The organism is Streptococcus mitis (genome assembly GCF_003943905.1).
Classification (GTDB): Bacteria; Bacillota; Bacilli; order Lactobacillales; family Streptococcaceae; genus Streptococcus; species Streptococcus mitis_BC.
The window spans coordinates 94,691-111,693 of record NZ_RJNS01000005.1 but is presented as its reverse complement, the minus strand read 5'-3'; the positions used below and the strand labels follow the sequence as shown (position 1 = coordinate 111,693).

13 protein-coding genes are annotated in these 17,003 nt (G+C 42.3%); 11 read left to right on the top strand and 2 right to left on the bottom strand.

The features are described 5' to 3' along the window. Window positions 1-43 precede the first annotated feature (43 nt). From D8854_RS08675 to purB, 5 genes are all read left to right on the top strand, one after another. The gene (locus tag D8854_RS08675; protein WP_000797338.1) at window positions 44-1,237 is read left to right on the top strand and encodes an ATP-grasp domain-containing protein; all 1,194 of its coding nucleotides are present in this window, start codon (window positions 44-46) and stop codon (window positions 1,235-1,237) included. 19 nt (window positions 1,238-1,256) lie between these two features. Next, a complete protein-coding gene (gene purE / locus D8854_RS08670; RefSeq protein ID WP_125450534.1) occupies window positions 1,257-1,745 on the top strand; it encodes a 5-(carboxyamino)imidazole ribonucleotide mutase in 489 nt (162 codons plus the stop codon). Further along, window positions 1,732-2,823 carry a 5-(carboxyamino)imidazole ribonucleotide synthase gene (gene purK / locus D8854_RS08665; RefSeq protein ID WP_125450533.1) on the top strand — a complete coding sequence of 364 codons (1,092 nt, stop codon included), beginning with the start codon at window positions 1,732-1,734 and terminating at the stop codon, window positions 2,821-2,823. Before purE ends, purK begins: the two co-directional genes overlap by 14 nt. 10 nt (window positions 2,824-2,833) lie before the next feature. Further along, the gene (locus tag D8854_RS08660; RefSeq protein ID WP_125450532.1) at window positions 2,834-4,432 is read left to right on the top strand and encodes a PIN-like domain-containing protein; all 1,599 of its coding nucleotides are present in this window, start codon (window positions 2,834-2,836) and stop codon (window positions 4,430-4,432) included. Window positions 4,433-4,635: 203 nt separating this feature from the next. Next, entirely contained in the window at window positions 4,636-5,934 is a 1,299-nt protein-coding gene (purB, locus tag D8854_RS08655; RefSeq protein WP_000610728.1) for an adenylosuccinate lyase, read from the top strand. A 57-nt stretch (window positions 5,935-5,991) separates the two neighbouring features. Here purB and strH read toward each other — a convergent pair whose 3' ends face one another. Together strH and D8854_RS08645 are read right to left on the bottom strand one after the other, a co-directional pair. Further along, window positions 5,992-9,987: an LPXTG-anchored beta-N-acetylhexosaminidase StrH gene (strH, locus tag D8854_RS08650; RefSeq protein WP_125450531.1), complete on the bottom strand. Its 3,996-nt coding sequence runs from the start codon at window positions 9,985-9,987 to the stop codon at window positions 5,992-5,994. Window positions 9,988-10,286: 299 nt separating this feature from the next. Further along, the gene (locus tag D8854_RS08645) at window positions 10,287-11,003 is read right to left on the bottom strand and encodes a GntR family transcriptional regulator (RefSeq protein WP_001007187.1); all 717 of its coding nucleotides are present in this window, start codon (window positions 11,001-11,003) and stop codon (window positions 10,287-10,289) included. Between the two features lie 315 nt (window positions 11,004-11,318). Here D8854_RS08645 and D8854_RS08640 point away from each other — a divergent pair, with 315 nt between their 5' ends. The 6 genes from D8854_RS08640 to D8854_RS08615 all read left to right on the top strand — a co-directional run bounded on the left by D8854_RS08640 (window position 11,319) and on the right by D8854_RS08615 (window position 16,998). Beyond that, the gene (locus tag D8854_RS08640; protein WP_125450530.1) at window positions 11,319-13,106 is read left to right on the top strand and encodes a glycoside hydrolase family 35 protein; all 1,788 of its coding nucleotides are present in this window, start codon (window positions 11,319-11,321) and stop codon (window positions 13,104-13,106) included. Next, window positions 13,103-13,579, top strand: a complete 477-nt coding sequence (locus D8854_RS08635) for a PTS sugar transporter subunit IIB (protein WP_000156962.1) — start codon at window positions 13,103-13,105, stop codon at window positions 13,577-13,579. The genes D8854_RS08640 and D8854_RS08635 overlap by 4 nt, the downstream gene beginning before the upstream one ends. Window positions 13,580-13,605: 26 nt before the next feature. Next, window positions 13,606-14,511 (top strand): PTS mannose/fructose/sorbose/N-acetylgalactosamine transporter subunit IIC, encoded by a 906-nt coding sequence (locus D8854_RS08630; protein WP_000616995.1) that lies wholly within the window; start codon window positions 13,606-13,608, stop codon window positions 14,509-14,511. Continuing rightward, complete coding sequence (locus D8854_RS08625; protein WP_000185284.1) at window positions 14,498-15,319, top strand: PTS system mannose/fructose/sorbose family transporter subunit IID; 822 nt, start codon at window positions 14,498-14,500, stop codon at window positions 15,317-15,319. Before D8854_RS08630 ends, D8854_RS08625 begins: the two co-directional genes overlap by 14 nt. Before the next feature lie 3 nt (window positions 15,320-15,322). Further along, window positions 15,323-15,727 (top strand): PTS sugar transporter subunit IIA, encoded by a 405-nt coding sequence (locus tag D8854_RS08620; protein ID WP_125450529.1) that lies wholly within the window; start codon window positions 15,323-15,325, stop codon window positions 15,725-15,727. Between the two features lie 104 nt (window positions 15,728-15,831). Then, the gene (locus tag D8854_RS08615) at window positions 15,832-16,998 is read left to right on the top strand and encodes an SIS domain-containing protein (protein WP_125450528.1); all 1,167 of its coding nucleotides are present in this window, start codon (window positions 15,832-15,834) and stop codon (window positions 16,996-16,998) included. The last annotated feature ends 5 nt before the right edge of the window (window positions 16,999-17,003 follow it).

Here is a 17,003-nt window from a genome sequence, read left to right as displayed (position 1 = left end):
TTTTAGCCGTGAGACTTAAAAATAGACTTCAGGTGTTTGAAAAATGAAAAATAGATTGCTATTTTTAGAAGGTTCAAGCTTGACCTCACGAGAAACTTTGACAGTTTTGTTGAAAGAAAGCTATAAAATTGATGTGTTATCTCCTAGAAGATTTTCCATTGCATACTTCAGTCGTCTAACCCATAGAGTTCCGATAGTTGATGTGAATCGTTTTCCTGTAGATTATCTGAGACAGGTTAGTCAGTTGCTTCATAAAACCAATTACAAGGCCATTTTACCAACACATGAAGAAGGCTGGTTATTGGCAAATGGGAAACAATTTTTGCCTCAATCGCTACCAATCGCCCTTGCTGATAAAGAGCAGTTTAAAATGTTGGCTGGAAAGATTGCTTTTGCTGAAACTGCGGATTTATTAGGACTTCCCACACCTAAGTGGGAGTACGTGAAAGATGCAGACTCTATACTGTTAGACTATCCTTATTGGCTGAAAGCAGATTATGGTACTGCCGGTCGCTCGGTTTATAAGATTTCAAGTAAGAAAGATTTGGCTGAAGTGACGAGCAAATTAACAGCAAGTGATGAGGAATGGATGGTTCAGCAAGACATAGTTGGAGACTATGGTCAGGTTCAAGCAGTGTTTGATCATGGAGAATTACTCGCAGTGCATTCTAGCGTAAAAGTAGGTTCTGGCGCGGGTGGTTCGGCTGCGGCAAGATTAAGCATAGAATCTAAAAGAACGAGAGAGCATGTTGAAAAATTAGGACAATATATACAATGGCACGGTTGCCTAACCCTAGATTTTATACGTAGGGGAGATCAATTTTACTATATAGAGTGTAACCCTAGAATGGTAGAGCCTGCTAACGCTTATAAAGCAGGAGTTAATTTTCCAAAAATCATGATAGAACTAGCCAGTCATAGCTACGCTAAATCTGAGGTCATTCTTGGTCAAGCAGGCGTTGAGACGCATAGTCTGATGGCTTTGATTATTGGAACAGCTGAGAAGACGAAAAGTAGAAGAAAAATATTGCAGACAATAAAGTACTGGCTTTTAAGATGTGATAGTGAAGAAGTGTTGACACCTGTATGGAAGGATTTGCCGAGCATTATACCTCTTGTGACAATTATACTTCGTTTATTGATAAAACCTAAGAGCGTTGAAAATCTGGTTAATCAGACTGTTCAACATTATAGTGTTGAATCAGCTACTGTAAAAAATATTGAGCAAAAGAATTAGTTTATTCAGAGGAGAAAATATGAAACCAATTATTTCCATCATCATGGGCTCTAAATCTGACTGGGCAACCATGCAAAAAACAGCTGAAGTCTTAGACCGCTTTGGTGTAGCCTATGAAAAGAAAGTCGTCTCTGCCCACCGTACTCCAGACCTCATGTTCAGACATGCGGAGGAAGCTCGTAGCCGTGGCATCAAGATCATCATCGCTGGTGCTGGTGGCGCAGCCCATTTGCCAGGAATGGTAGCTGCTAAAACAACCCTTCCAGTCATTGGTGTGCCCGTCAAATCTCGTGCCCTTAGTGGCGTGGACTCGCTCTACTCTATCGTACAGATGCCGGGTGGCGTGCCTGTCGCAACTATGGCTATCGGTGAAGCTGGTGCGACTAACGCGGCCCTCTTTGCCCTCCGTCTCCTATCAGTAGAGGATCAAGCTATCGCGACAGCATTGGCTGATTTCGCAGAAGAGCAAGGAAAAATCGCAGAGGAGTCTACCAATGAGCTCATCTAAAACAATCGGAATTATCGGTGGCGGTCAGCTGGGGCAGATGATGGCCATTTCTGCTATCTACATGGGGCACAAGGTCATCGCGCTGGATCCTGCGGCGGATTGCCCAGCCTCTCGCGTGGCAGAGATCATCGTGGCTCCTTATAACGATGTGGATGCCCTCCGTCAGTTGGCTGAGCGTTGCGATGTCCTGACCTATGAGTTTGAAAATGTCGATGCCGACGGTTTGGATGCTGTCATCAAGGATGGTCAGCTTCCTCAAGGAACAGACCTGCTCCGCATTTCGCAAAATCGCATCTTTGAAAAGGACTTTCTCTCAAACAAGGCCCAAGTCACTGTGGCACCCTACAAGGTCGTGACTTCAAGTCAAGATTTAGCGGAGATTGACTTGTCCAAAAACTATGTCCTAAAGACTGCGACTGGTGGCTACGACGGGCATGGACAAAAGGTTATTCGCTCGGCAGAAGATTTGGAAGAAGCCTATGCGCTAGCTGATTCAGCAGACTGCGTCTTGGAAGAATTTGTCAATTTTGACCTTGAGATTTCTGTCATCGTATCAGGAAATGGCAAGGATGTGACGGTTTTCCCAGTTCAGGAAAATATCCACCGCAACAATATCCTGTCTAAGACCATTGTGCCAGCACGCATTTCGGCTAGTCTGGCTGAAAAAGCCAAAGCTATGGCAGTGAGAATCGCTGAGCAACTCAACTTGTCTGGAACTCTCTGCGTGGAAATGTTTGCGACGGCTGATGATATTATCGTCAACGAGATTGCCCCTCGCCCACATAACTCAGGGCATTATTCAATTGAAGCTTGTGACTTCTCGCAATTCGATACTCATATTTTGGGCGTTCTGGGAGCACCGTTGCCAGAAATAAAATTACATGCTCCAGCAGTCATGCTTAACGTTCTCGGCCAACACGTCGAGGTTGCTGAGAAATATGTCGCAGAAAATCCAAGCGCCCACCTCCATATGTATGGTAAAATAGAAGCGAAGCACAACCGCAAGATGGGACATGTGACTTTGTTTAGTGATGTGCCCGATAGTGTGGATGAGTTTGAGGAAGGGATAGATTTTTGAGGTTACATGTATGGCAAGTATGAGAGAACTATTTCCAGAGTTTTATTTGGATTCATTAGAAGTAAATGATTTAAATAGAGAAAAGAGCAATTTAATCGTTTTTGATTCGAACTTTCTTTTAGATATACTTAGATTACCGACTGAAATTGCCGAAAAATATCTTGAAGCTATTGAAAAGGTAAAGGAACATATTTTTGTTCCCTATTTAGTGGGTGTTGAATTTAACTTTAATAAGAAAAAAATAAAAATTGAAACACAAGAACATTTAAACATTTATCAAAATAAAGTTAAGAAAGTGATCAATGAAAAAGTTGAATATACGTATGATCAATTGTTAGAATCACTTCTAGAAGAGAAAGATATTAATTTTTTAAAAAATAAAAATCAAAAAATTAATGCATTGGATGAAATAAAAAAAGGTATAGATTCTTATCATAAATTAGTTTTAGATGAAAAAGAGAAACTTATTGAAAGTTTATGTACAAATATTGTTCAAAGATATTCAACTGATTTAGATTTACTTTCCAACAGAATAGTAGAATTAATAGGACAATCTGTGGCTCCAAAATTAGAGCAAGAGTTCATTAAAAAAGTTCAAGAAGAAGGTCAGAAAAGGTATGACAACAAAATTCCACCTGGATTTGATGATAGAGATGAAAAGGCTGGTAAATTGAGAAGGTATTCTGACATAGTATATGATACACAATATGGTGATTATATTATTTGGGAGGAAATATTACACAAAGTTGCTGTAGAAGGGAATAATATAGGTAAAAAAATCATTTTCGTTACGAGTGATGGTAACTCTAAAGAGAAGCATGATATTATGTACAGTGTTAAGGGGAAGAAAGTTGGTCCTTATATACAGATGGTAAATGAACTTTATGAGTTACGTGGAAATTACTCACTGTCTGAAAGTAGTACTGATGGAGAAAAATTAAATAAAGAATTGTATATCATTGACGGATTTAGATTTATGCAACTAGCGAATGATTTAAATGAGGAGCAGGTAAGATTATACGAACCAGATAAGAGTAAGGTGTCTTCAATTTCTACCAGAAATGATTTTATTGTAGGTAAGCCATATGTTGATGTTGATTTTGGAATACAAAGAGCTAATATTAACGCAAAGCGTCTAATTACAATGTTGGAAATAAAAACATTGGAAGAAAAATTGCTAAATGCCGATTCTGAGGAGTCAGAAATTCTGAGTCAAAAAATTCGTGATTTAGAGCTACACTTGAGAACTCTAGACAGAAAAATGAGACGTTTAAATAGAAGGGCTCATATGGTAGAAAAAGAAAGTGAGAGAACTTATAATACAGCTCAAATTGGGTTAGAACAGCAATCCGATCCAGTTGTGGATGAAGAAATGGACTTTAATCATGAATATACTAGTGAGACTGAATTACTGAGTTTATTGAGAGAGTATCAAAGACTCAGTAGATTGATTGTTTTAACAAAAAAACAAATTGAGTTTTCACCGAATGATTTGGAGACTCAAGAATTACTGGAAGTTCTTCAGGCTTACGAACTAATGATTCAACCGATAAGAAGAAAAATTGAAGAATTAAAGACTAGGGATGATACAGAGGAAAATCTATTTTAAATATTTAATTTTAAAGTAGAATAAACCAAGAAAAAATCCAATAATAAATTAAAAGAAAAGAAAGGAACAAGGGCTCCGTATCCTTTAAAACTGAATACGGGCTACGGATTTGGTCAAAAAGATAGTTTTTCCTAGAAGAAGTCACTTCTTCGTCTAAACTCCTATTTTGACTGTGTCCGCTTAACGCCCTTAATATCTTAAACATGATCAACCGTTACTCTCGCCCTGAGATGGCGAACATTTGGAGTGAAGAAAATAAATACCGTGCTTGGCTTGAGGTGGAAATCCTGGCTGATGAGGCATGGGCTGAGTTGGGGGAAATCCCTAAGGAAGATGTGGCTTTGATTCGCGAGAAGGCGGACTTTGACATCGACCGTATTTTGGAGATTGAGCAGGAGACTCGCCACGATGTGGTGGCTTTCACGCGTGCGGTTTCTGAGACGCTTGGTGAAGAGCGCAAGTGGGTCCACTATGGGTTGACTTCTACTGACGTGGTGGATACTGCCTACGGTTACCTCTACAAGCAGGCCAACGACATCATCCGTCGTGACCTTGAAAACTTCACCAACATCATCGCTGATAAGGCTAAGGAGCACAAGTTCACCATCATGATGGGGCGTACCCACGGTGTGCACGCTGAGCCTACAACTTTTGGTCTGAAATTGGCGACTTGGTATAGCGAAATGAAGCGCAACATCGAGCGTTTTGAGCATGCGGCTGCTGGTGTAGAAGCTGGTAAAATCTCTGGTGCGGTTGGGAACTTTGCCAATATCCCACCGTTTGTAGAGCAATACGTCTGTGACAAACTGGGTATCCGTGCTCAAGAAATTTCTACACAAGTCCTTCCTCGTGACCTTCATGCTGAGTACTTTGCAGTTCTTGCTAGCATCGCGACTTCCATCGAGCGTATGGCGACTGAGATTCGTGGTCTACAAAAATCTGAGCAACGCGAAGTAGAAGAGTTCTTTGCCAAAGGGCAAAAAGGCTCTTCAGCAATGCCTCACAAACGCAACCCTATCGGTTCTGAGAACATGACAGGTTTGGCGCGTGTTATCCGTGGTCACATGGTGACAGCCTATGAGAACGTCGCTCTTTGGCACGAACGTGACATTTCCCACTCATCGGCTGAGCGTATCATCACACCGGACACGACCATTTTGATTGACTACATGCTCAACCGTTTTGGAAATATCGTCAAGAATTTGACAGTCTTCCCAGAAAACATGATCCGCAACATGAACTCTACGTTTGGTCTTATCTTTAGCCAGCGTGCTATGTTGACTTTGATTGAAAAAGGCATGACCCGTGAGCAAGCCTATGACTTGGTGCAACCAAAAACAGCCTACTCTTGGGACAACCAAGTGGACTTTAAACCGCTTCTCGAAGCAGATCCAGAAGTGACATCACGCCTCACTCAAGATGAAATTGATGAAATCTTCAACCCTGCATACTACACCAAACGAGTGGATGACATCTTTGAACGTATCGGACTGGGTGATTAATCCTAACAATAAAAAGCGAGATTCAATCTCGCTTTTTTATATACTTATCGAAGGGTGTTAATCTTCTTTTTTCTTAGTGAGCCCGTAAGCTGCTAGTGTGGCCATGAGTCCTGCTGCGACCAAGCCTGCAGAGTCTTGACTTCCTGTTGCAGGGAGTTGTTTTTCATCTGCTTTGCTAGTAGTTGCTTCAGCTTGCTCAGCTTTCTCAACGGCAGTTCCGACTTCGACAACCTGAGCGACCGCTTCCTGCGATACCGCACTATTGACAAGGGTTCTTTCCTCCTTACCATCAGCAGTAGTGCTGACAGAGTAGAAAATCGTACGGCGGCCATTTACTCCGGAAACGACGACTTGACTTTGTCCTTTTGGCAATTGCGGATTTTCACGTGTCACGGTAGTGAACGGAATCTCTTCTTCTTGGATGTCTAGTCTAGGTTTTGCTTCTGTGGCTGGGGCAAGACCGTGTTCATCCCCTACATGGGTAACAAGGGTTCCGACTTCAATGACTTGTGTCACTGCTTCTTGCGTTACAAGGCTATCGACAAGAGTCTTCACTTCTTTGCCATCAGCAGTAGTACTCACAGAGTAGTAATGACTGCGACGACCGTTAACACCTTTGGTAAGGACTTGAGTCTTCCCTTTGAGCAAGAGTGGATTTTCACGTGTCACGGTAGTGAACGGAATCTCTTCTTCTTGGATGTCCAGTCTTGGTTTCGCTTCGGCAGCTGGAGCAAGGCCACTTTCATCCCCTTTGTGGGTAATAGGGGCACCGATTTCAACCACTTGGGTCACAGGTTCCTTGGTTACTTGGCTATCTAGAACGGTTTCTGTTTGTTTCCCATTTTCAGTAAGGACAGATATGTAATGAGTGCGTTCGCCCTCTACACCTGGTGTGATGATCTTTTCCTGACCGGCTGGGAGATTCGGATTTTCCTTCTTGATAACTTCAAATGGAATCTTTTCTGCTCTTGTGATGAGTTCCGGTTTGGTTTCAACGTTGGCAGCTAGTTCATTTTCATCGAGGCTTCCTGAGTGAGTTGCCGCTGGTTTGAGGTCTAGGCGGGCTGCTTTGAGCTTGGCTACGAGAGCGTCTAACTCGGCTTGTTTGCTACGGTTGAGGTTGTAGTTTAGAGCTTCTTTAGCTGCATTTAAGGCGTCCAAGCTTTCCTTGCTGTATCCATCCAAGTTTGCAGGGATTTGAGCAAGCTCCTCGCGGAGTGCGTTGTAGTTAGCGCGGAAGTAGTCTTTGTTGTGGTCTGCAAAGGCAGTCATGAGTTCAAAGATTTCTTCTTCCTTATACTCAGCACTTGGTTTATCTGCCCAGATAGCAAGCATGCTTCCGACGGTTGGAAGGTCTACCTCAGGATATTTGGTAGAAGCAAGCTGGTTAAATGGCACTTTGCCGGAGTTTTCAAGTGCTTTTGATAGTGGGTAGGCTTCATCTGGTTTGTGATTGCCTAGGACGTAGTACCAGTCTCCGTTGGTGTTAAGGAGTTTATAGCCTTTGCTTGCTAGGTACTGAGGCGTTGCAAGGTTGTAACCCCACCATCCTTTAGACCAGTAAGAGATGATGACATCCTTATCAAACTCAACATCATCCTTGTCTTCATAGTAGAAACCATCGTTGAAGGCCATTGGTTGAAGGCCTCTTTCTTTAGCCATGGCAGCAAGGGTGTTAGAGTACTCAGCAAACTTGCCATAGAGTCCATACCATTTAAGGTAGTACCAGCCTTGGGCGTTGGTAGCATCATTGGCGTATTCGTCTGTACCGTAGTTAAAGATCTTAGTCTTGCCTGCAAAGAAGTCCATGTACTTACCGATGAGGGCTTTTGTAAAGTTCATCGCTTCTTCGTTTTCGAGGTCCATGGTTGTTTTGGAGACCTTGTCAAAGTTGGCTTGAGGATTCTTGATTCCAAGTTTTTCCATAGCGACGAGCATGGCATCCATGTGACCTGGGCTGTTGATCGCTGGGATGAGTCCGAGGCCTTTTGATTTTGCGTATTCAATCAATTCAGTGATTTCAGCTTGACTAAGAGTGGTACCATTTGGATCATCGTAGTAAGCTTTTGTTCCTTCGATGATAGCCTTTTTGACATCATCGCTTGCATAAGTTTTGCCGTTAGCTGTGATGGTCATGTCATCAAGGAGGAAGCGAAGTCCGTCATTTCCTAGGAGAAGGTGCGCATCAGAGTAGCCGAGTTCGCTCGCCTTGTCTACGATGCGTTTGAGTTGGTCAAGCGTGAAGTACTTACGTCCGGCATCAATAGAGATTACCTTGTTCTTGGCAAGTTTTTCAACTTCGCGTTTCGCGTCTTCTTCTTTTTGAGCTTCTGGTGTGAAGGTCAAATTGCTTACAGCCTCTTGGAGTTTTGCGATTGCTTGATCAATGGTGTCTTGTTGAGCACGGCTGAGGTTGCTATCGAGTGAGCGAATGGTTTTTTCAGCTTCTTTTACAGCTGCGACACTTTCTGCAGTATAGCGGTTAAGGTCTGTTGGTACTTCTTTCAGAGCTTGCTCAGCAGACTCATAGTCAGCTGCGAAGTATTCAGCATTGGCATTTGCGAAGCTGCGCATGAGTTTGAAGAGGCGTGATGGTGAATAGCGTGCAGATGGGGTATCCGCCCAAGCAGCTACCATACCACCGATGAATGGGATATCAGTTCCTTCAGATTTTGGTACAGAAGTGATTGGAGTGTTCTTGATACCATTGAGTCCTTGGTCGAGGTTGTACCAGCCTTGACCATCGGCATTTCGTCCGAGAACGTAGTACCAAGCATCGTTGGTGTTAAGGATTTGGTGGCCTTTTTCAACTAGAAGTTTAGAAGAAGCGACGTCGTATCCGCCCCATCCACCAGTCCACATAGAAACGATGATGTCTTTGTCAAAAGTTCCGAAGCTAGTGTCGCTATTGTAGTAGATACCATCGTTAAAGGCCATTGGTTTGAGTCCGTGAGACTTGACGATGCGAGCAAGGTCGTTGGCGTAGGCGATAAATTTCTCATATCCTCCTACAGGGTAGCCTTCATTTGGATAGTATTTATCAGCTTGAAGAACGCTCCAGCCTTTAGCATCTGTAGCATCATTGGCGTACTCGTCCAGTCCGATGTTAAAAATATCAGATTTGCCAGCGAAGTAAGCAGCATACTTGTCGATCAGAGCTTTGGTAAATGCAACAGCTTCTTTGTTGTCAAGGTCAACGGTACGAGCAGATTCTTTTCCAAAGTAGTTGAAGTTCGGTTTTTGGATACCTAGTTCTTTCATGGCATGCAAAATCGCATCCATGTGGCCAGGGCTGTTGACTGTTGGGATTAGTCCGATACCTTTATCTTTGGCATAGTTGATCAAGTCCGTCATCTGGCTCTCTGTTAAGTGGTTTCCGTTTGGATCCTTGTAGTAGGCATCAGTTCCATTTTCGAGCGCACGTTTGACATCGTCGCTAGCATAGGTTTTGCCATTGGCTTTGATTGTCATGTCGTCCAGCATGAAACGCATGCCATCATTTCCAACTAGTAGATGGAGATCAGTATAGCCGTAGTGTTTAGCTTTGTCGATGATTTCCTTGAGTTGCTCAGGCGAGAAGTACTTGCGTCCAGCATCGATTGAGATCATTTTTCTTTTTGCCAGTTTTTCATTTACCTGAGCTGCACGTTCCGTGCTAGGAGTGGCTACTGCAGGTGTGACGGCTTCATTTCTCTTGTCTTCGTCGGTTTTTACTGGTTCTGAGTTTTCTTCTGAAACAGGAGTAGCTTTTTCAGTGACTGGAGTCTCGTCAACTTTCTCTGCAACTGCTGGGGATTCAGTTTTTTCGACTGTTGGAGCGATTGTGGCTGAAGCTCCCTTTGCTTCAACTCTTTCTTCAAGCTTGCTTTCAACTGATGTCTCAGCTGTCTGTGATTCTCCTTGAGCAGTCTGAGCTGCGCTTGGATTTTCTGGTGTTGGAGTGACGCTGTCAGCAGACACGACTTGGGTACCAAAAGCAAATCCTATGAGTACAGAAGCTGCTCCAATCGCGTACTTACGAATGGAGAAGCGCTGTTTCTTTTCTAGTTTCATGATAAAACCTCCCTGTTATTATATTGCATGATAGCGTTTACACAAAACTGTTTTTATTTTATTATCTAAGATATAAAAAGTCAAGCGGCTTTATGAAAGAACTATAATAAATGGAGGAAATCATAAGATTTAGGAAAAAATTGTCAAAAAACTAAAAACAAGGAAAATCTAGCCAATATTTAACTTGTTTTTAGTAAAAGCACTACTAATTAAAGAATTACCCTTCGTCATATGTTCATACCAAATGGTGCATGCTATAATGAACATAGAAAAAGCCTGAGCTAGGCTCAGGCTTTTTCTTAATGACCTCGATCACACGAGATGAATTTGATTTTGTAGTAGTCAGCTCGCTTATAAGTTTCACTATAGGCAAGGACTTGGCCAGTGGCCTCAAGTTTTGTAGTCTTTGTTTGGAAGACAGTTGGAAATTGTGTATCAATTCCCAACGTAGAAGCAGCATGCTCGGGTGTTGGGAATGCGATTTCGTTGATTTCCTCAAAATGCTCATCAGTCATGTGAATGCGGTAATCCAGCTTGAAACGTTTATAGATAGAACTATAATAGTCAAGATTTGGATAGTTGGCATTGATATATTGTTCGGGAATATAAGAAGTGTGATAGATATAGGTCACACCGTTAGTTTGACGTGTCCGTTCGATCTTGTAGTAGAACTGGTCTCCACGCAAACCAAGTTTTTCCAAATATTCAAGCTTATTTCCACGTTCGATAGAAAGGACAGTTACCTTATCGTCCTTTGTTTCAAAAATTTCCACATCTGAAAACTCAACGAGTTTGTGCTTACGAGCGCGTGAAACAAAAGTTCCTTTTCCTTGTTGGCGGACAATATAGCCATCTTTGGCAAGGTCGTTCAAGGCACGAACAACTGTGATAGAACTGACATCATACATGGCGATCAACTCTGCCTCAGTATAAAACTTGTCTCCACTCGCAAATTGACCTGAGATGATTTTATTCTTGAGTTCGTCTTTAATATATTGGTATTTTGGAATAGCCATAATTGCACCTCAATTTTTTTCTTTCTCCTTCTTTGATTTTACCACAAACACAAAGAAAATAGTAGCATTTAGATGAAAAAATAACATAATACATTAAAAATATTATTTTGCACATATATAAAAGCGCCATTAAAACAGAGGTCATGCAAAAGCCCTCATTTCATGCTATTTTTAGACAATTTTGGTAAAAAAGAAGTAAAAAAATAGAAAAATTTTAAAGAATTTTCTAAAACCTATTGACAAATGCAAAAGATTTGATTATAGTTAATATTATAATAAATGAAAGCGCAAACTTAATTCGTCAGAGGTGGTAACATGACAAGATTTAAAATTGAGGACGATTTCTATTTAGATGGGAAGCCGTTCAAGATTTTGTCTGGCGCCATTCATTATTTTAGGATTCCAGCAGAGGATTGGTATCATTCTCTCTATAACTTAAAGGCGCTTGGCTTTAATACGGTCGAGACCTATGTGGCTTGGAATTTACATGAACCCGTTGAAGGGGAATTTGATTTTGAAGGTGCCAGAAATTTGGAGAGGTTTCTTCAAATAGCACAAGATTTGGGTCTCTATGCCATTGTACGCCCGTCTCCATTTATCTGTGCGGAATGGGAATTTGGTGGCTTGCCGGCTTGGCTCTTGACCAAGGACATGCGAATCCGCTCGTCCGACCCGGCCTACATCGAGGCGGTTGCTCGCTATTATGACCAATTATTGCCAAGGCTTGTGCCTCGTTTGTTGGATAATGGTGGGAATATTCTCATGATGCAAGTCGAAAATGAATATGGCTCCTATGGAGAAGATAAGTCTTATCTACGAGCAATTCGAAAATTGATGGAAGAACGAGGGATTGATTGCCCACTCTTTACTTCAGATGGTCCATGGAGGGCTACTCTGAAAGCCGGAACCTTGATCGAAGATGACCTCTTTGTGACAGGGAACTTCGGTTCTAAAGCTCCGTACAACTTTTCACAGATGCAGGAATTCTTTGATGAGTATGGCAAGAAATGGCCACTCATGTGTATGGAATTCTGGGATGGCTGGTTCAACCGTTGGAAAGAACCCATCATCACACGTGATCCGAAAGAATTGGCAGAAGCGGTTCGAGAGGTATTGGAACAAGGATCTATCAACCTCTACATGTTCCATGGCGGAACAAACTTTGGTTTCATGAATGGTTGCTCGGCTCGAGGGACTCTAGATTTGCCTCAAGTTACATCTTATGATTATGATGCCCTTCTCGATGAAGAAGGAAATCCAACTGCTAAATACTTAGCAGTCAAGAAGATGATGGCAACACACTTCCCAGAGTATCCACAGTTGGAACCACTCTATAAGGAAAGCATGGAAATGGAATCCATTCCACTAGTCGAAAAAGTTTCCTTGTTTGAAACTCTGGACAGTCTCTCTAGTCCTACTGAAAGCCTCTATCCAAAAGCGATGGAAGAACTTGGTCAAAGTTATGGCTACCTTCTCTACCGCACTGAGGCAAGTTGGGATGCAGAAGAGGAACGCCTCCGTATCATCGATGGACGTGACCGAGCTCAACTTTTTGTAGATGGTCAATGGATTGCTACTCAATACCAGACAGAAATTGGTGAAGATATCTACTGTCAGGGAAATCGAGAAGGTTTTTCAGAGATTGACATCTTGGTCGAAAATATGGGGCGTGTTAACTACGGACATAAGTTCTTGGCAGATACGCAACGTAAAGGAATTCGTACAGGTGTCTGCAAGGATCTACACTTCATGTTAAATTGGAAACAATATCCACTTCCATTGGATAATCCTGAGAAAATTGATTTTTCAAAAGGATGGACAGAAGGACAACCGGCCTTTTACGCTTTCGACTTTACCGTTGAAGAGCCTAAGGATACCTACTTAGATTTATCTGAGTTTGGTAAGGGAGTTGCCTTTGTCAACGGGCGTCACCTAGGACGTTTCTGGAATGTCGGCCCGACCCTCTCGCTTTATATCCCTCATAGCTATCTCAAGCAAGGTGATAACCGCATCATCATCTTTGAAACTGAAGGTGAATATAAAGAAGAGATTCATTTAACTCGTAAACCTACACTAAAACACATAAAGGGGGAAAATTTATGACAATTGTAGGATGCCGTATCGATGGACGTTTGATCCACGGTCAAGTAGCCAATCTTTGGGCTGGAAAACTAAATGTTTCACGCATTATGGTTGTAGACGACGAAGTTGTTAACAACGATATTGAAAAGAGTGGTTTGAAACTTGCGACACCACCAGGTGTGAAACTCAGTATCTTGCCAGTTGAGAAAGCGGCAGCGAATATCCTTGCTGGTAAATACGATAGCCAACGTCTCTTTATCGTTGCACGTAAACCAGACCGTTTCCTTGGTTTGGTTGAAGCAGGCGTTCCGCTTGAAACACTCAATGTCGGCAATATGTCTCAAACACCAGAAACTCGCCCTATCACACGTTCTATCAACGTGGTAGATAAGGATGTGGAAGACTTCCACAAACTGGCAGAAAAAGGTGTGAAACTCACTGCTCAAATGGTTCCAAATGATCCAGTTTCAGACTTTTTGAGCTTATTAAAATAGGAAAAAATTTTTAGGAGGTCATTGTTATGATACAATGGTGGCAAATTTTACTTCTCACTTTGTACTCAGCTTATCAAATCTGTGATGAGTTGACAATCGTTTCATCTGCAGGTTCCCCTGTATTCGCTGGTTTCATTACCGGTTTGATCATGGGAGATGTGACAACTGGTTTGTTTATCGGTGGTAGCTTGCAGTTGTTCGTTCTCGGGGTTGGTACCTTCGGTGGTGCTTCTCGTATCGACGCAACTTCTGGTGCGGTTCTTGCAACAGCATTCTCTATCTCTCAAGGTATTGATACAGATCTTGCGATCACAACAATCGCTGTACCAGTAGCAGCACTTTTGACATACTTCGACGTTCTTGGACGTATGACTACTACTTTCTTTGCACACCGTATTGATGCTGCAATCGAACGCTTTGACTATAAAGGAATCGAGCGCAACTACCTACTTGGTGCAGTGCCTTGGGCTCTTTCACGTGCCCTTCCAGTATTCTTCGCCCTTGCTTTTGGTGGAGAATTCGTACAAGGTGTTGTAAACCTTGTTAAGGAATACCAGTGGGTTGCAGATGGTTTGACACTTGCAGGACGTATGCTTCCAGGTCTCGGATTTGCAATCTTGCTTCGTTACCTTCCAGTTAAACGTAACCTTCACTACCTTGCAATGGGATTCGGTTTGACAGCTATGTTGACTGTTCTTTACTCATATGTAACAGGTCTTGGTGGAGCTGTTGCGGGTATCCTTGGTACTCTTCCTGCTGATGTTGCTGAAAAGATTGGCTTTGCTAACAACTTCAAAGGTTTGTCTATGATCGGTATCTCTATCGTAGGTATCTTCCTTGCAGTTGTTCACTTTAAGAACAGCCAAAAAGTAGCTGTAGCAGCACCTTCTACACCATCAGAAAGTGGGGAAATCGAAGATGACGAATTCTAATTACAAACTTACAAAAGAAGATTTTAATCAAATCAACAAACGTAGCTTGTTTACTTTCCAATTAGGTTGGAACTATGAGCGTATGCAAGCTTCTGGTTACCTTTACATGATCTTGCCTCAATTGCGTAAAATGTATGGGGATGGAACTCCTGAATTGAAAGAAATGATGAAAGTTCATACTCAATTCTTCAATACTTCTCCATTCTTCCACACAATTATCGCTGGTTTTGACCTTGCCATGGAAGAAAAAGATGGTGTAGGTTCAAAAGATGCCGTTAACGGTATCAAGACAGGTTTGATGGGACCATTTGCTCCACTTGGAGACACAATCTTTGGTTCACTTGTACCTGCTATCATGGGATCTATCGCAGCAACTATGGCTATCGCTGGCCAACCATGGGGTATCTTCCTTTGGATCGCAGTTGCAGTTGCATATGACATCTTCCGTTGGAAACAATTGGAATTTGCTTACAAAGAAGGGGTTAACCTTATCAACAACATGCAAAGTACTTTGACAGCTTTGATTGATGCTGCATCTGTACTTGGTGTCTTCATGATGGGTGCTCTTGTAGCAACAATGATCAACTTTGACATTTCTTACAAATTGCCAATCGGTGAAAAGATGATTGACTTCCAAGACATCTTGAACTCAATCTTCCCACGCTTGCTTCCAGCAATCTTTACTGCCTTTATCTTCTGGTTGCTTGGTAAGAAAGGTATGAACTCTACTAAAGCGATCGGTATCATTATCGTTCTTGCAGTAGGTCTTTCATTCATCGGTAAATTCTTGCTTGGAATGGGCGCATAATTTATGAGCAAATCATTAATTTTGGTGAGTCATGGTCGTTTCTGTGAAGAACTGAAAGGTAGCACAGAAATGATCATGGGTCCACAAGACAACATTCATGCAGTGGCTCTTCTTCCAGAAGATGGTCCAGAAGAATTTACTGCAAAATTTGAAGCTGCTATCGAAGGATTGGATGATTTCCTAGTCTTTGCGGACCTTCTCGGCGGAACACCTTGTAACGTGGTAAGCCGTTTGATCATGGAAGGTCGCGACATTGAACTCTACGCAGGGATGAATCTTCCAATGGTGATTGAATTTATCAATGCGAGTCTTACAGGTGCAGATGCGGACTACAAGAGCCGTGCTGCAGAAAGCATTGTGAGAGTCAACGATCTGTTAGCGGGCTTCGATGATGACGAAGATGAATAAGATGTGACTTAGAGCATCTTATATAGAATATACATGGGAATGGGAGTCACTCCCATTCCCATATTTTCAATAGGAATGAAACAACAATAGATTAGAGGAACTCTATGCTAAATTACACAAAAGAAGAATTACTTGAACTGGGTGCAGAAATCACGACTCGTGAGATCTACCAACAGCCTGATGTATGGAAAGAAGCTTTTGAAGCCTATCAAGCAAAACGGGAAGAAATTGCAGCATTCCTACAAGGAATCGCTGATAAACATGACTATATCAAGGTCATCTTGACGGGTGCTGGTACTTCTGCTTATGTGGGAGATACCTTGGTACCATACTTTAAGGAAGTCTATGATGAACGCAAATGGAATTTCAATGCCATTGCGACAACAGATATCGTAGCCAATCCAGAAACTTATTTGAAAAAAGATGTGGCGACTGTCCTTGTTTCCTTTGCTCGTAGTGGGAATTCACCTGAAAGTGTGGCGACTGTTGATTTGGCTAAAGCCTTGGTTGACGACCTTTACCAAGTGACCATTACATGTGCTGCAGAAGGGAAATTAGCTCTTCAGGCTCATGGCGATGACCGCAATCTTTTGCTCTTGCAACCAGCTGCTTCCAATGACGCTGGATTTGCCATGACTTCTAGTTTTACGTCCATGATGCTAACAGCTCTCTTGGTCTTTGACCCTACAGAATTTGCTGTGAAAGCTGAACGTTTTGAAGTTGTGTCTAGCCTTGCGCGTAAAGTTCTAGACAATGCAGCAGATGTCAAAGAGTTGGTTGACCTCGACTTTAACCGTGTTATCTACCTGGGCGCTGGTCCTTTCTTTGGACTTGCTCATGAAGCTCAGCTCAAGATTTTGGAACTGACTGCTGGTCAAGTGGCGACTATGTATGAAAGCCCAGTCGGCTTCCGTCACGGTCCAAAATCATTGATCAACGAAGATACCGTTGTTTTGGTCTTTGGTACAACGACAGACTACACTCGCAAGTACGATTTGGACTTGGTTCGTGAAGTGGCTGGTGATCACATTGCTCGTCGTGTAGTGCTTTTGAGTGATCAAGCCTTTGGTCTTGAAAATGTCAAAGAAGTAGCCCTTGGTTGTGGCGGTGTCTTGAATGATATTTACCGTGTCTTCCCTTACATCGTATATGCCCAACTCTTTGCCCTATTGACTTCACTCAAGGTAGAAAATAAACCAGATACACCGTCTCCTACAGGTACCGTAAACCGTGTGGTACAAGGTGTGATCATTCATGACTATCAAAAATAAGGAAG

Excerpts from the sequence above, each read along its gene's own strand:
- D8854_RS08675 (WP_000797338.1), top strand. The coding sequence starts at position 44 with ATGAAAAATAGATTGCTATTTTTAGAAGGTTCAAGCTTGACCTCACGA.
- purE (WP_125450534.1), top strand. The coding sequence starts at position 1,257 with ATGAAACCAATTATTTCCATCATCATGGGCTCTAAATCTGACTGGGCA.
- purK (WP_125450533.1), top strand. The coding sequence starts at position 1,732 with ATGAGCTCATCTAAAACAATCGGAATTATCGGTGGCGGTCAGCTGGGG.
- D8854_RS08660 (WP_125450532.1), top strand. The coding sequence starts at position 2,834 with ATGGCAAGTATGAGAGAACTATTTCCAGAGTTTTATTTGGATTCATTA.
- purB (WP_000610728.1), top strand. The coding sequence starts at position 4,636 with ATGATCAACCGTTACTCTCGCCCTGAGATGGCGAACATTTGGAGTGAA.
- strH (WP_125450531.1), bottom strand. The coding sequence starts at position 9,987 with ATGAAACTAGAAAAGAAACAGCGCTTCTCCATTCGTAAGTACGCGATT.
- D8854_RS08645 (WP_001007187.1), bottom strand. The coding sequence starts at position 11,003 with ATGGCTATTCCAAAATACCAATATATTAAAGACGAACTCAAGAATAAA.
- D8854_RS08640 (WP_125450530.1), top strand. The coding sequence starts at position 11,319 with ATGACAAGATTTAAAATTGAGGACGATTTCTATTTAGATGGGAAGCCG.
- D8854_RS08635 (WP_000156962.1), top strand. The coding sequence starts at position 13,103 with ATGACAATTGTAGGATGCCGTATCGATGGACGTTTGATCCACGGTCAA.
- D8854_RS08630 (WP_000616995.1), top strand. The coding sequence starts at position 13,606 with ATGATACAATGGTGGCAAATTTTACTTCTCACTTTGTACTCAGCTTAT.
- D8854_RS08625 (WP_000185284.1), top strand. The coding sequence starts at position 14,498 with ATGACGAATTCTAATTACAAACTTACAAAAGAAGATTTTAATCAAATC.
- D8854_RS08620 (WP_125450529.1), top strand. The coding sequence starts at position 15,323 with ATGAGCAAATCATTAATTTTGGTGAGTCATGGTCGTTTCTGTGAAGAA.
- D8854_RS08615 (WP_125450528.1), top strand. The coding sequence starts at position 15,832 with ATGCTAAATTACACAAAAGAAGAATTACTTGAACTGGGTGCAGAAATC.